The organism is Chryseobacterium sp. FR048, from assembly GCF_056844665.1.
On record NZ_JBXDSE010000001.1, the window covers coordinates 525,973 to 540,700 of the forward strand.

A 14,728-nucleotide genomic window follows, 5' to 3' on the forward strand; every position below is an offset into this window, starting at 1 on the left:
ATAGTATGGAAAAACAGCATTGAAATTATCAATAAAAAACGGTAATCAATGATACCGTTTCAACTGTTTCATAAAAATCATTCAATTATCCTGATTACGGGTCATAGATTTTGCCCAATGCGGTATCCCGGGAGTTTATTTTCCCGAAATAGTATAGGTAAAAAGACTTATTTCTGAAAAAATAAATAAGGAATTAACAGTAAATCAATTGATTTCTTACAAAATACTAACAACTGTTAGTATTTTGTTTTTTTAATGTATATTTGCTTCCTATGGAAAATACACTTCACGAAAAAGTTTCTCAGGATATTTTACTTAAAGCGTACAATCATATGATGCTGGCAAAAGCAATGGCTGACATTTATGAAGAAAACAGGAATGTGTGCAAATACGTTCACAGTACTTCAAGAGGTCATGAAGCCATCCAGCTGGCAACTGCTTATCAGCTCAAGAAGGAGGACTGGGTTTCTCCTTACTACAGAGATGAGAGTATTCTTTTAGGAATCGGTTTTGAACCTTATCAACTGATGCTTCAGTTATTGGCTAAAGCTGACGATCCTTTTTCTGGAGGAAGATCCTATTATTCACATCCTTCAAGTAGGGATGAAAACAAACCGAAAATCATTCACCAGAGTTCCGCTACCGGAATGCAGACCATTCCTACAACAGGGGTGGCACAGGGAATCAAATATATCCAGGATTTCAATCTTCAGAATTTTGAAAACAACCCTGTGGTAGTATGCAGCCTTGGAGACAATTCTGTGACTGAAGGTGAAGTGAGTGAAGCGTTACAATTTGCCGCTTTACACCAACTTCCTATTATCTTCCTTGTACAGGATAATGAGTGGGGAATTTCTGTAACGAAAGACGAAGCAAGAACGTGTGATGCCTATGATTTTGTGGCAGGATTTACAGGTTTAAGTAGAATGAGAGTGGACGGAACTGATTTCGTGGAGAGTTTTGAAGCCATGAAAAAAGCTGTTGATTTTGTAAGAACAGAAAGAAAGCCTTTAGTGGTATGTGCAAAAACCGTTTTGATCGGGCACCATACTTCGGGAGTAAGAAGAGAATTCTATAGAGACGAAGAAGATTTAACTAAACATAGAGCTAAAGATCCTGGAGAAATCCTTAGAAAGCATTTACTGGAAACAGGTACTGATGAAGATCTTCTGAAACAGATTACGAAAAAAGCCCGACTTGAAGCTGAGGAAGCTTTTGAAAGAGCTAAAAACGCAGAAGATCCAAAGCCTGAAACAGTAATGCAGCACGTTTTCGCTCCTACTCCAATTACTGAAGAAGCAGGAACTCGTGAACCGGCCAACGGTGAAAAGATCGTTATGGTAGATGCTGCCATCCACGCTATTCAGGAATTAATGTGGAAACATCCTGAAGCGCTACTTTACGGACAGGATGTAGGGGAAAGAATCGGTGGTGTTTTCCGTGAAACGGTAACTTTAGGAAAAAAATTCGGAAGCAAGAGAGTTTTCAATACGGCTATCCAGGAAGCCTATATCATTGGTTCTACCGCGGGTATGAGTGCTGTAGGATTAAAACCGATCGTTGAAGTACAGTTTGCCGATTATATCTACCCTGGAATCAATCAGCTGATTACGGAAATTTCAAAATCCAGCTACCTGAGTGGCGGAAAGTTCCCGGTCAGCAACATCATCCGTGTTCCGATCGGAGCTTACGGTGGTGGTGGCCCTTACCACAGTGGCAGCGTAGAAAGTATCTTAGCCAATATTAAAGGAATCAAAATAGCGTATCCAAGTAATGCAGCCGATTTCAAAGGTTTGCTGAAGGCTGCCTATTACGATCCGAATCCGGTAGTAATGCTGGAGCATAAAGGATTGTACTGGAGCAAAGTTCCGGGAACTGAAGATGCTAAAACAATAGAACCGGCTGAAGACTATGTTCTTCCGTTCGGAAAAGGAAAAGTAATCATCGAGGCGGATAAGAACGAAACTGAAAAAGGAAGAACAGTATTGGTTGTTACTTACGGAATGGGTGTTTACTGGGCTAAAGAAGCTGCCAAGCAATTCAATGGAAGAGTTGAAGTGATCGATTTAAGAACGTTGATTCCTCTTGATGAAGAGCTTGTTTTTGAAAGAGTAAAAGCACATGGAAAGTGTATTGTTCTGACTGAAGAGCAACTCAACAACTCTTTTGCTGAAGCCTTTGCTCACCGTATTTCTAAAAACTGTTTCAAATATCTGGATGCTCCGGTAGAGACAATGGGATCGCTGGATGTACCTGCAGTTCCTATCAACCTGGTACTGGAAAAAGAAATGCTCCCGAATGCTGAAAAGCTTTCCAAAAAGATCGAAGAAATGCTGAAATATTAAATTTCTATATATTGAAACCTCTAAATATTTTTTAGAGGTTTTTTTATGCATTTTTTTTATTACTTTTATTTAAGATTATAAATCTCAATGCTAGGCCATTATACCTCAATAAAGTCTGAAACATTATCTATAACAGGTTATACCAACCAAACCTCATTACAGTTTGGTACTTATTTTGTCTGTACACGCAAAACACATTCATCTTTATGATCACAACCAAATACGTCAATTATAAACAGGTTCTCAATCTATCCGGCGTTCATCTTATCCTGATTTCTATCTGGTGTACGCTGATTGCTGTTATTTTTTATTTCTTCAACTGGCACTGGATGACTATTCCATGGGTTCCCGTGGCTCTGATTGGTACAGCGGAAGCATTTTTGGTAGGTTTCAAAAACAACCAGGCGTATGACAGACTTTGGGAAGCCCGCAAGATCTGGGGCGGAATCGTCAACTCCAGCCGTTCATTTGCTTCTATGGTGTACGCTTTTGATACTCAGAATGAGCAGATTGGCACTTTTGATCTTGAAGACCGTAAGAAAAGAATTGTCAACCGCCACATTGCATGGTTATATACTTTCCGTGAACAGCTTCTGGTTCCTACAGAATGGGAGCATATCAGCAGCAGTGAAAATAATAAATTCGGAAATATCAACCTGAGAAGAAACCGACTGATAAGAGCAGGATTTCCTGACTATGGAAGAGCTCCTATTTTCCTCCACAAATACCTTTCTGAGGAAGAATATGAATTGAAAAATCATTACAAGAATTTCGCAACCTATCTGATTTCTCAGCAAGCCAAAGACATCAATGAACTGAAAAATATGAATGCCATCACAGATTTCAACCAGACACAGCTTCAAAACAGTCTGAATGAATTCTATAATTTTCAGGGACAGGCAGAAAGAATTAAAAAATTTCCTTCGCCAAGACAGTTTGCCAGCACCGCATTTGTATTCAACATCTTATTTATTACCCTTCTTCCTCTGGGATTAGTGAATGAATTTGCCAAATTGGGAGATTGGGGAATATGGACGTCTATTCCTTTCTGTATCATCATCGGCTGGATCTATATCATTATGGAACTGGTAGGAGATTATTCTGAAAACCCTTTTGCTGGTTTGATGTTTGATGTACCTATGCTTTCCATATGCAGAACTATCGAAATCGATCTTCTTCAAATGGGTGGTGAAACAGACCTTCCGGATCCTATTGCCTCTAAACAGGGAGTATTGGTATAATATTTCATTATGCGAAAGTTCAAAATTATATTCAGCTGCTTAGTATTGCTTCCTTTTTTCAATATAAAGGCACAGACCGAGGAATGTGATAAGCTTTATCAGGAAGATAAACAGTATTATGAAAAAAATCAGGCTGCTATCAAAGAGACTGACTTTTCAGGCTTATTAAAAAATCTCTATCATAATGAAGACTTCAAAAACTTCATCGCAGAAGATAAAAACATCATCCTGAATATCCTTATAAAGACAAGACAAGATGCTATTTGTGGTAATGTTCCCTATCATGAATGCAAAAGGTTTGAAAAAAACGAATATCCTGAGCTTTTTGAAAAGCTTTGGAATAAAGAAAACTACCTGAATTTTGTCAAAATGAACAAAGGCAAAATTATTATTCCTGCCGTCAATTCAAAATTGATTTATGATTTTTCAGCCTTTAAAAAAAGAATACAGTGGAACACCGAAACCGGTAAAGAAATTCTTGAAGACGGAAATACAAGAAACTTCTATTACAACACGGGACTAAAACTGAAAAAAGAACTGACAATAGATCAGCATTCTGATTTTAATATATTAGGAATTGCCATACTTCCATGGTATATGAAGAATCAGGAGAATTGCTATCTGGTACAGATACAGTTTAATGAAAGTAAACCTGATTTCAAATATTCAAAATCAATGATTTATCAGTACAAAAATAAATCCTGGCAGTTTCTGGAGTACTATGAATAAAAAATTACTTTCATAGAATCTATCATTTGTACAGGACTGAAAAGAAATAATGCGAGAAAAGTATGGATTAAACAGATCATTTCCTCTTCTTACTTTACAAAATGATTGCCGTTGTATTTTTCACCTCAGAAATCATAAACGAACTGTGTGTACTGGCAATATGCTGAAGTGTTGTCAGCTTGGTCAGCATAAAATTACGGTAGTCTTCAATATCTTTCACGCCTATTTTAAGTATATAGTCATAATCTCCGCTTACATGAAAGCATTCTGTGACTTCCTGAAGATTCATCACCTCTTTTTCAAACTGCAGGACAAACTCTTTTTTATGCTGGGTAAGTTTCACATGGCAAAGCACAATAAAGTTCCGCTTCACCTTATTTCTGTCCAGCAAAGCAACATACTTTGAAATAACACCCGCATTTTCAAGCTTCTTTATCCGCTCATAAATGGCTGTAACCGACAATCCCAGCTTACCGGACAGCTCTTTGGTGGTTTGTTTACAGTCTTCCTGCAAAAACACTAATAATTTTTTGTCCGTTTCATCCAGTTCCATAGATAATTTTTTGGTGGAAATTTAATATTTCCGAAGATAACAATTATTTTTTCTAAATAAACAATATTTTACAGTTTTATATTCTATAAATTCAAATTTATATTGTATTAATTAAGAAAATAACGCAAATTGGGCCGATAAAATAAAAACAATGCTTATGGAAAACTTTAACGCAGCCAACGAGATCCAGGATCTTCAGTACTTCGGCGAATTTGGAGGAGTAAACCCTTCTATTTCTGACAGCTCTACCTATACTTTCCTTTCTGCAAAGACCATGTTTGATACTTTCGAAGGAAATGCAGAAGGATGCTATCTGTATTCCAGACATTCATCCCCAATGAATCTTTATCTGGCACAGGCTCTTGCCAAAATGGAAAACACAGAATCAGCCAATGTTACAGCATCCGGAATGGGAGCCATTACCTCAGTTCTGATGCAGGTGTGCAAAAGTGGAGACCATATCATTTCAAGCAGAACGATCTATGGCGGAACTTATGCTTTTCTGAAAAATTTTCTTCCACAATTCAATGTAGCCACTACATTTGTGGACATCAACAATTTTGAATCCATAGAAAATGCCATTACTCCAAGTACAAAAGTGATCTATTGTGAAAGTGTGAGCAATCCACTTCTTGAGGTAGCAGACCTTAGAAAGCTTTCGGAGATCTGTAAAAAGCATAATTTGAAACTTATCGTTGACAATACTTTTTCACCACTTTCTATCAGTCCACAACTATTTGGAGCGGATGTCGTTATCCACAGTTTAACGAAATTCATCAACGGAAGCAGTGATACGGTAGGAGGTGTATATTGTGCATCACAGTCATTCATCGACGATACCAAAAACGTAAATTCCGGAGCATGTATGCTTCTCGGCCCTACTATGGACAGCTTAAGAGCATCCAGTATTCTGAAAAATCTGAGAACTCTCCATATCAGAATTAAACAACATAGCCACAATGCTATGTATCTGGCTGAAAAATTTGAAAAAGACGGCTTAAAAGTATCCTACCCAGGACTTCCTTCCCACAAGAATCATGAATTGATGAAAAGCATGATTGACGAAGAATACGGATTCGGAGGACTATTGACTCTGGATGCCGGAACTACGGAAAAAGCAAACGAACTGATGGAAATGATGCAGAAAGAAAACCTGGGCTACCTTGCAGTAAGCTTAGGATTCTATAAAACCTTATTCTCCTGCTCAGGAAAATCTACCTCATCAGAAATTCCGGAAGAAGAACGTGCTTCCATTGGTATTTCTGACGGACTAATCAGATTCTCCATAGGCCTGGACCACGACATTAAAAGAACTTACCAAAAAATGAAAGAGTGTATGCTGAAAGTAGGTGTTCTTAACCACCATGAAAACATTCATATATCCTAAATTTTATTACGAAAGCCGGCTATTTCACTTGAAATAGCCGGCTTTGTTTTTTTATTATTCTATTGAGACAGATAAAATAAACAGAGTGATTCAATAGGAACGGGCTTTAGCCCGTTAATCAATAAGATCAAATTCAATCGGCTTTAGCCAAAACCTATTCCCCTTTTATTTCTTATAATAATGATGAGGAAATGCATCTTCAGGTTTCATCCTAAGCACATTCAGCAAAATCCACGATTTCAGAAAACCATACCCATAGGAAAACATTTGAATATAGGTTGAAATAACGGCCATTCCTGCAATACTTATATTTTTAGTCAGTAGCAAAGCATGGAACAACACCAGAAATGTATACAAGCCATAAAAACTCAGGATAATTCCTCTGTCTAAAATAAAATACTCCAGAAAGCCCATCACATACCCTAGCATAAATAAGGTAGGAAATGCAAAGGAAATTTTCACATAATTAGGATGCCTCTGATTAAGTATTGGTCTTGCACAGCCAAACTGATAAACCTGTTTGGAGAATTTTCCGAAATCTACCCTACGTTTATGATATACTGCAATATCATCAAAAAAAGCAGTCGTAAATCCGTTTTCCCAAAGGGTCATCGAAAGATCCGGGTCCTCACCTATTCTCATCTCTGAAAATCCGCCTACTTTTTCAAAGACCGCTTTTTTCACTCCCATGTTAAAGCTTCTTGGCTGAAACTTTGAAACAGCCTTCTTACTTCCTCTGATTCCTCCTGTAGTAAAAACAGAGGTCATAGAATAGGAAATCGCTTTCTGCATCAGGTTAAATCCCTTATGAGCTTTATCAGCCCCTCCGAAGGCATCACAAGGAATGGTAAGAATATCATTTTTAATGTGCTCGATATAATCTTTCTCTACGATCACATCACTGTCTACAAAAACCAGCCATTCGTTCGCTGCTCTTGCTGCTCCATAATTTCTTGTAAGCCCTGGCCCGGAATTATCTTTTTTGAAATATTTAATGTCCAGACTTTCTTCAAAATTAGATATGGTAGGTTTCAGGTCTATTGAAGATCCGTCATCTACAATAATGATTTCAAACTCTGGGTCGGTCTGTTGGGTCAAAGAGGTAAGCAACTCGAAAAGTTCATCTTTTCGGTTGTAAATAGCAACAACGATGGAAATACTAGGTTTCAAATTGAAAATTTTTCAAAATTACTTATTCGCAGAAGAATCTACAAACAGTTTAACAGCTTATTCAGAGAAATTAACGTAAACAGATTTCACTGATCTGTCAACACAGGTGAAATTCTGAGCCAAATTATTTGGCATTTTAAACAAAATCATCATCCCGGATACCACCTAATTTTGCTATAGAAATTTAAAACAACAAAAAATGGAACCTATTATCAATCCACTACAGCAGCCTTTACATTCAGGTTTTAATACAGATTCAACAGCTCAGGAAATCATCAGCGGAATCGATCTTACCGGAAAAACAGTCATTATCACCGGCGGCTATGCAGGTATAGGCCTTGAAACAACCAAAGTGCTTACCTCAGCAGGAGCTCATGTGATTATTCCTGCGAGAGATATTGAAAAGGCAATGAAAAACCTTTCAGGAATGGAAAATATTGAACCTGAAAGAATGGATCTTATGGACCCCGAATCCATTGATGCTTTTGCAGATAGATTCATTGCTTCAGGCAGGAAGCTCGATCTTCTCATCAACAATGCCGGCATCATGTGGGTACCCCTTCGCAGAGACCGCAGAGGCTTTGAATCTCAGTTGGCGACCAATTACCTCGGACAGTTTCATCTGACAGCAAAACTGTGGCCGGCACTCAAGAAAGCAAACGGAGCAAGGGTCATCAGTGTTTCATCTTATGGACATCAGATGTCACCTTTTGATTTTGAAGATCCTAATTTTGAAAAAAGGGACTATGATACACTTTCAGGGTATGGACAATCTAAAACGGCCTGTAATCTATTTTCAGTAGCGCTTGATGAAAGAGGAAAAGACCTGAACATCAGAGCATATTCTCTTCATCCGGGTTCTGTGTATGGAACTGATCTGGGCAGAGAAGAACCCATAGAGCTATTCAAACAGCTTGGAACTCATGATGAAAACGGAAATATAAAACCTGAGGTGGAAGCCAGATTAAAAACCATTCCACAAGGAGCTGCTACAACCATTTGGTGTGCAGTGAGTCCTCAGCTTAACAACATCGGAGGCGTTTACTGCGAAAACTGTGATATTGCTGAAATTGATAATGGCCAGATCGATCACAGATTTGATGAACCTTCAACGATCAGAGGGGTACAATCCTACTCTGTAGATCGAAAAAATGCAGAAAAACTATGGACATTAAGTGAAAAAATGCTGGGATTCCGTTTTGATGCAAAATGATTTCTTTTTTAAATACATTTGTAATGACAAACTGCTGACGATGGATTTTCAGATTCAATACCTTACACCGGAGATTAAAATTTCCAGTTATGATGATAAGCTTTTCAAAACCGAAACGGTATTTGAATATCATATGCTGGTATGGTTTATATCAGGTGAAACCAGAATTATCCAGGCGGACAGGTCCTATCTGTTCAAAGCCGGAGATATTTTCCTGATTCCGAGGAATCATCTTGCCACCATCATCAATTATCCTAAAGACGGACTTCCCCATAAAGCTGTTGTCATGCATCTTACTACGGAACGCCTGAAACAGTTTTATACTTCTGTTGATCAGCAACGGAAAGTGATCTCCAGAGATTCCAGCATTCACAGCTTCAGCCATCATCCGCTTCTGAAAAGCTGCCTGGCTTCTCTTATTCCATATTTTGAAATAGAAGGACCGCTGCCTGAGAATATTGCGCATCTGAAGATTACAGAAGCCATCAGTATTTTAAGAGAAATTGATCCGGATATTGATGCTGTTCTGGCTGATTTTGATGAACCGGGAAAAGTTGACCTGATCACTTTTATGGAAAAGAATTATATGTTCAACATGCCTTTGGAACGATTCGGGTATCTTACAGGAAGAAGTTTATCTACCTTCAACCGGGATTTCAGGAAGCTTTTTCAGACCACGCCACAGCGCTGGCTTATCCAAAAGCGGCTTGAACTGGCCTATTATCATTTATCCGAAAAGAATAAAAAGCCCTCTGACGTTTTCCTTGAAGTGGGCTTTGAAGATCTGTCGCATTTCTCCCATGCTTTCAAAAAACAGTATGGCTTTGCTCCTTCACTGGCACGATAAAACAAAACAGACTGTACTCTTTGTGAATACAGTCTGTTTTTTATTTTTAATGTAAAACGAAGTTATACAAACCAACCTGATTTAAAATAAATATACAGGACCACAGAAATAAAAAAAGCAATTACTGAGCTGCTGAACAGAAGCAATTTAAAAATACTTTTAAAATAATAAAGTTCCATTACATACAGCACAAAAAATATCAAAAACGAGATTCCAACACCTATTAAAGAAGCTATAACCAGAGTCTGTGTATTATTTTCTACTGGCAGTGGGTCTTTAAAAACCATCAGAAAAAAGAATGCTGACACTGCAATCAATGCGGCACTTATTTTCTCTGTAAAATATTTTGATCTCCCCGACTCCTTTTTTTGTGGCTTTTCATCATAATTCAGGCTTTTCCTGTCTGAACTCAAACGGGAACCTAAGCCAAAATCAGAACTAAAAATATCCAGCACATCAAAAATAAACCCCAATACATCAAAAAGTTTCCAGAACATAAATTTTATTATTTTAAATGATGATTGCTATGATTTATTTCCTTCGGTTTTATCTGCTTTCTTCGTTCCTTCATCTATCCCGCTCTTCTGTAATCCCGATTCTTCCGACACTTGTTTTTGAGATGTATCAGCCATACCCGGATTTTTTTTATCCGAATCTGATCGAGAACCAGACCATGAACCAGAAGTAAAAAATTCTATTGCATCAAAGACAAATTCAAATATATCGAGAGGATTCCAGGCCATAAGTTTATTATTCTAAACGGTAATAGCTTTTATTTATTCCCTTCTATCTTATGTATTTTTTTCGTTCCTTCATACATTTCGTATTGTAAAAATCTTGTTTCCAGTTTTCCATTGAAAAGTTTGATTTTTCTTGAAGGACGTAATCCGATCTTTTTCACCGCTTCAAGATCAGAAGAGATCAGCCATGCCAATGTATTCGGATAACTTGTTTTAAAGGTATCTCCTATTTTCTTGTAGAAATCATCATCATTGATAGAAATTCTCTCGTCATATGGTGGATTGAATACCATTAATAGCGGGAAAAGTTCTTTTTTAGAGTCAAAGAAATTCTGTTTTTTGATTTCTATCACATCTTCCATTTCAGCAGCCTCTACATTCATTCTTGCCGCATTCAGCATTCTTGCATCAATGTCATACCCTACAATCTTTCCGTCAAACTGTCGCACTCTGTTGATTCTGAATTCTTTGATTTTCGAAAACAGGTCCGCATCATAGTTTTTCCAGTTCTGGAATCCGAATCTCTTTCTGAAGATCTGAGCCGGAAGATCCATAGCAATCATAGCCGCTTCAATCAATAAAGTCCCTGAACCACACATGGGGTCAAGAAAATTCCCTTTTCCGTCCCAGCCTGCCAGCTGAAGCATTCCGCTTGCCAGAACTTCATTGATAGGCGCTTCACCCTGCTCTCTTCTGTACCCTCTTTTGAATAGCGGATCTCCTGAAGAATCCATAGAGATCATCACCAGTTCCCTGTCAATATGAAGATGGAATTTAATATCCGGATTTCTCGTTTCAACATTCGGACGTCTTTTGAATTTTTCCTGGAAATAATCAACGATGGCATCCTTCATTTTTAAAGTCACAAACTGAGAATGCTTGAATGTTTCAGAGTTTACCGTCGCATCAATAGAAAAAGACTGATCCACATCCATGAATTCATCCCATTCAAATTTGAACAGCCTGTCATAGAACTGATGCTGGTTAAAGGCCTTAAACTGATGAATAGGCACCAAAATTTTCAATGCCGTTCTTGCCGAATAATTGATTTTGTAAAGAAATCCAAGATCTCCTTCACAGTTTACGGCCCTGTTTTTAATTTCAACCTTTCTTCCGCCTAATTTTTTGATTTCTTCCGCCAGGATCTGTTCCAATCCGAAGAATGTCTTGATCTGTATCTGTAGATTTTCTATGTCCATATTTTTGAGTTAAAAGATTTAAAGATTTAGAAATTAAGAGATTACCAGTATAAACTTTTAATCTATTGAATTTTTCAATGAATCAATATCTAAAATACTTTTCCTTTTACCGCACAAATTTAGTTATTTTTGCATTATGGAATGGTTTGAATCTTGGTTTGATACCCCTTATTATCATTTGCTCTATAGCAACAGAGACTATACTGAAGCTGAAAACTTCATCACAAAGCTTACAGCGGATCTTCAGCTCCCGCCTCAATCCAGGATTATTGATCTGGCCTGTGGGAAAGGAAGACACTCTGTTTTTCTCAATAAATTAGGCTACGATGTTCTCGGATTGGATCTTTCAAGACAAAGCATCGAGTCCGACAAACAATATGAAAACCAAACGCTGCTCTTTGAAGTGCATGATATGAGAAATCCGATTGATGCAGATCCTATGGACGCTGTTTTCAATTTATTTACAAGTTTCGGGTATTTCGATAACGAGAATGATGACAAAAAAGTCTTTCAGTCCGTTTACGATGTACTGAAGCCTGGTGGATATTTTGTGCTGGATTATCTGAATGAGGAATATGTAAGAAATACATTAGTTCCGGAAACTGTCATTACCCGTGGTGATATAGATTTTAAAATTCTGAAAAAAATCGAGGGCAGACATGTGATCAAGGACATTCGTTTTGAAGCTGACGGCAAATCTTATCATTTCTTTGAAAAAGTGAAACTTCATACCCTGGAAGCTATTCATGCTTATGCTTCAGACTGTGGTTTTGAAAGAATAAAAATATGGGGAGATTACCAGCTCAATGAATTCAATAAGGAAAATGCCCCACGTTGCATCAATTTATTTAGGAAAAAATAATTTTAAATTGGCTCGAGGGTGGTTACTAATATCATACTTTCATTAGGAACTGTGATTTCAATTTATTCAGGAATTAAATTCGGATATTTTGATAGCCATACCCCTCCTCCTCCATTTATTATTTCCAGTTTACTTGTAATTATAGGAATACTTTTAATTTTTTTAAAGAAAAAAACTGCAAAAAAAACAATTTATACATTTCATCTCATCATAATAGGTGTAAATCTAATTATTATTTTATTTTGTTTCTTACCTCTTTTTATGTAATATGACTTTTACCTTACTTATATTGAGCGTCATTACCGGAGTTTTACTTGGAAAGTACTTTGGTAAAAAAGAAAAACTGGCCAAAAACCTTCTGGTATTGAGTGCCGGATTTTTAATCACGATCTGCTTAAATGAAGTTTTCCCTCAGGTATATACTTCTGAAGCAGGGAGCAGTCTGGGAATATTTGTCATTGCAGGGGTTCTTCTGCAAATGATCCTGGAGGCCCTTACCAAAGGCTTTGAACATGGCCATTTTCATCATCATGGTGATCACAACATTCTACCAATTGCTTTAATGGTTGGACTCTTTATCCATGCCTTTATTGAAGGAATTCCTTTGGCTAATGAAGAACATGAATTATCTCCTTATCTCTTGGGGATTCTATTTCACAATCTTCCGATCTCCTTTATTCTGGGTGCATTTTTATTTAACGGAAAAAAAGACTCAAAAAGTTCATCATATCCTTCTATTCTGATCGTAGCGCTTTTTGCACTGGCGTCTCCAATGGGAATGCTTCTGGGGAATTATTTCGATCCTAACCTTCAGCCTTATTTTCTGGCCATAGTAGGAGGAATTTTCCTGCATATCTCATCGGTGATCATTTTTGAAAGCAATAAAAACCACAATATTGACTGGGTGAAAATCGGTCTGGTTGTTTTAGGAGTATCTCTGGCATTGGTGATGCATCTTTTCCACCAGCATCCCGCTGCTCATTCACATTAAAAAATAAAAAAGCTCCGAGAAATTTCGGAGCTTTTAATTTATATATTCTTACTGAATGTTAGAATTTCCATCCTATTGTAAGGAAGAAGTTATTTCTGGTATTTTTAACATCACTTACCGCATAAGAATCACTTTCGAAAATATTCTTTGCAGAGTAATAGGAAGAGTCAAAATTGTCTCCCATATAACCTCTCATAAAAGGATTGCTGTATTTCGATGTAATGTTCTGATAAGAAGCATCTACATAGAATGATTTGAAATCATAACCAATACCGAATGAAAGGGTATTTCTGTCACTCAGCATCAGGTTGCTGTAAGATTGGTCACCAACATTACCTGCATCATTGAATCTGCTGATGGTAAGCGCATCAAACGGACTTGACTGATAAGCGTATCCACCTCTCAATCTCAACTGTTGTACTCTGTACTCAGCTCCTACTCTTACTTCAGAAAGATTCTTATAATTTTCCTTAAAGAAATCATTCAGCTCTCTTTCTGCAGATCCGTATACTTTGTAATCAGGTTTTGTAAGTCCCAATGTATAGTCTACGTTCAATGAGAAATTTTTGCTTGCTACAAACGCAGCACTTACCGTTGCTTTAAGCGGTGAAGTAAACTTTCGGCTTTCAGCACCTCTGTCATCTCCGTACACAGGATCATTATAGAAGTCATAGGTTCTGTCGATGTTCCAGAATGTAGGAGTCTCCAAAGAAGCTCCAAGTCTGAAATTAGGACTCAGTTTTCCGATCACCCCTAATGAAGCTGAAAAACCTGAAGATCTTTCATAGAAAGGAGTGTCCTGCTTTCTGTACTCTTCCATGGTGTTGGTCTGAAGTGGTCGGTAAAACAATCGGTCATACTGATCCACAGATGCATTGAAAAAGTTTAATCCTGCCCCTATATAAAGATTGTGGTTATAGTTAGCCCCTACCCCAAAGCTCATTTTAGACACATTACCATATCTTTCATAGTTGTGTCCTGCATATGATCTTCCAGTAGTAGGATCATTAACGTCATTATAATAGACGATATTACTGTTACCAGGAGACTGAATTATATTATCAAGAGACTGGTTAGAAAAATTAATCCCTATATTGATAAACTTCCATGCTGATTCAGCTCTCAGTGGAAATGCAATGATTCCCCCTGCGTTTCCAAGATCACCTCTTGTCTTACTATAATCTAATGTAGAGCCATTCAAAGAGCTGCTGTTTTTATTTCCTAAGATCGATAAAGTTCCTGAAACCTCTCCTGAAATAGCTACTCCCAAACCAGCCGGGTTCGTCAGCAAAGAGTTTGCATCTCCTCCCAATGCACCATTTGATCCAGCCATCGCATTAAATTTAGCTGATCCCACCATAGGAGTAGTTGAGTAAACCTCCACAGTATTTCTGATGACAGAAACATCCTGAGCCTGCGCATAGAATGCAGCAGAAATACTCATTATTACT

General features: G+C 37.6%; 14 protein-coding genes. 8 read left to right on the plus strand and 6 right to left on the minus strand.

Going from position 1 to position 14,728, the window contains the following annotated elements; translation table 11 throughout:
* Window positions 1–272 precede the first annotated feature (272 nt).
* The 3 genes from AC106K_RS02275 to AC106K_RS02285 all read left to right on the plus strand — a co-directional run bounded on the left by AC106K_RS02275 (window position 273) and on the right by AC106K_RS02285 (window position 4,315).
* Complete coding sequence (locus AC106K_RS02275) at window positions 273–2,345, plus strand: alpha-ketoacid dehydrogenase subunit alpha/beta (RefSeq protein ID WP_482443230.1); 2,073 nt, start codon at window positions 273–275, stop codon at window positions 2,343–2,345.
* A gap of 206 nt (window positions 2,346–2,551) precedes the next feature.
* Window positions 2,552–3,586 carry a bestrophin family protein gene (locus AC106K_RS02280; protein WP_482443231.1) on the plus strand — a complete coding sequence of 345 codons (1,035 nt, stop codon included), beginning with the start codon at window positions 2,552–2,554 and terminating at the stop codon, window positions 3,584–3,586.
* 9 nt (window positions 3,587–3,595) lie between these two features.
* Complete coding sequence (locus AC106K_RS02285; protein ID WP_482443232.1) at window positions 3,596–4,315, plus strand: hypothetical protein; 720 nt, start codon at window positions 3,596–3,598, stop codon at window positions 4,313–4,315.
* A gap of 94 nt (window positions 4,316–4,409) precedes the next feature.
* On the opposite strand, the gene AC106K_RS02290 is transcribed toward AC106K_RS02285, so the two are convergent.
* Window positions 4,410–4,868, minus strand: coding sequence for an Lrp/AsnC family transcriptional regulator (locus AC106K_RS02290; RefSeq protein ID WP_047095431.1), 459 nt, complete (start codon window positions 4,866–4,868; stop codon window positions 4,410–4,412).
* 157 nt (window positions 4,869–5,025) lie between these two features.
* Here AC106K_RS02290 and AC106K_RS02295 point away from each other — a divergent pair, with 157 nt between their 5' ends.
* Window positions 5,026–6,255 carry an aminotransferase class I/II-fold pyridoxal phosphate-dependent enzyme gene (locus AC106K_RS02295; RefSeq protein WP_482443233.1) on the plus strand — a complete coding sequence of 410 codons (1,230 nt, stop codon included), beginning with the start codon at window positions 5,026–5,028 and terminating at the stop codon, window positions 6,253–6,255.
* Between the two features lie 165 nt (window positions 6,256–6,420).
* On the opposite strand, the gene AC106K_RS02300 is transcribed toward AC106K_RS02295, so the two are convergent.
* The gene (locus tag AC106K_RS02300; protein WP_482443234.1) at window positions 6,421–7,425 is read right to left on the minus strand and encodes a glycosyltransferase family 2 protein; all 1,005 of its coding nucleotides are present in this window, start codon (window positions 7,423–7,425) and stop codon (window positions 6,421–6,423) included.
* 199 nt (window positions 7,426–7,624) lie between these two features.
* Between AC106K_RS02300 and AC106K_RS02305 the strand changes: the two genes are divergently transcribed.
* Together AC106K_RS02305 and AC106K_RS02310 are read left to right on the plus strand one after the other, a co-directional pair.
* Complete coding sequence (locus AC106K_RS02305) at window positions 7,625–8,638, plus strand: SDR family NAD(P)-dependent oxidoreductase (RefSeq protein WP_482443235.1); 1,014 nt, start codon at window positions 7,625–7,627, stop codon at window positions 8,636–8,638.
* A gap of 40 nt (window positions 8,639–8,678) precedes the next feature.
* On the plus strand, window positions 8,679–9,485 hold the full coding sequence (locus AC106K_RS02310) for a helix-turn-helix domain-containing protein (protein ID WP_482443236.1): 807 nt from the start codon (window positions 8,679–8,681) through the stop codon (window positions 9,483–9,485).
* 62 nt (window positions 9,486–9,547) lie between these two features.
* Here the strand turns inward: AC106K_RS02310 and AC106K_RS02315 are convergent, their stop codons facing one another.
* Genes AC106K_RS02315 through AC106K_RS02325 form a run of 3 tightly spaced genes read right to left on the minus strand, consistent with a single transcriptional unit; the run spans window position 9,548 to window position 11,424 of the window.
* The gene (locus AC106K_RS02315; protein WP_482443237.1) at window positions 9,548–9,982 is read right to left on the minus strand and encodes a branched-chain amino acid ABC transporter substrate-binding protein; all 435 of its coding nucleotides are present in this window, start codon (window positions 9,980–9,982) and stop codon (window positions 9,548–9,550) included.
* 27 nt (window positions 9,983–10,009) lie between these two features.
* Window positions 10,010–10,228: a hypothetical protein gene (locus AC106K_RS02320; protein WP_482443238.1), complete on the minus strand. Its 219-nt coding sequence runs from the start codon at window positions 10,226–10,228 to the stop codon at window positions 10,010–10,012.
* A gap of 29 nt (window positions 10,229–10,257) precedes the next feature.
* Window positions 10,258–11,424, minus strand: a complete 1,167-nt coding sequence (locus tag AC106K_RS02325; RefSeq protein WP_047095425.1) for a THUMP domain-containing class I SAM-dependent RNA methyltransferase — start codon at window positions 11,422–11,424, stop codon at window positions 10,258–10,260.
* Window positions 11,425–11,560: 136 nt separating this feature from the next.
* On the opposite strand from AC106K_RS02325, the gene AC106K_RS02330 reads away from it, so the two are divergent.
* Entirely contained in the window at window positions 11,561–12,286 is a 726-nt protein-coding gene (locus tag AC106K_RS02330; RefSeq protein ID WP_482443239.1) for a class I SAM-dependent DNA methyltransferase, read from the plus strand.
* A 268-nt stretch (window positions 12,287–12,554) separates the two neighbouring features.
* Entirely contained in the window at window positions 12,555–13,277 is a 723-nt protein-coding gene (locus tag AC106K_RS02335) for a ZIP family metal transporter (RefSeq protein WP_482443240.1), read from the plus strand.
* Window positions 13,278–13,335: 58 nt separating this feature from the next.
* On the opposite strand, the gene AC106K_RS02340 is transcribed toward AC106K_RS02335, so the two are convergent.
* Window positions 13,336–14,721, minus strand: coding sequence for an OmpP1/FadL family transporter (locus AC106K_RS02340; protein ID WP_482443241.1), 1,386 nt, complete (start codon window positions 14,719–14,721; stop codon window positions 13,336–13,338).
* Window positions 14,722–14,728: the final 7 nt, after the last annotated feature.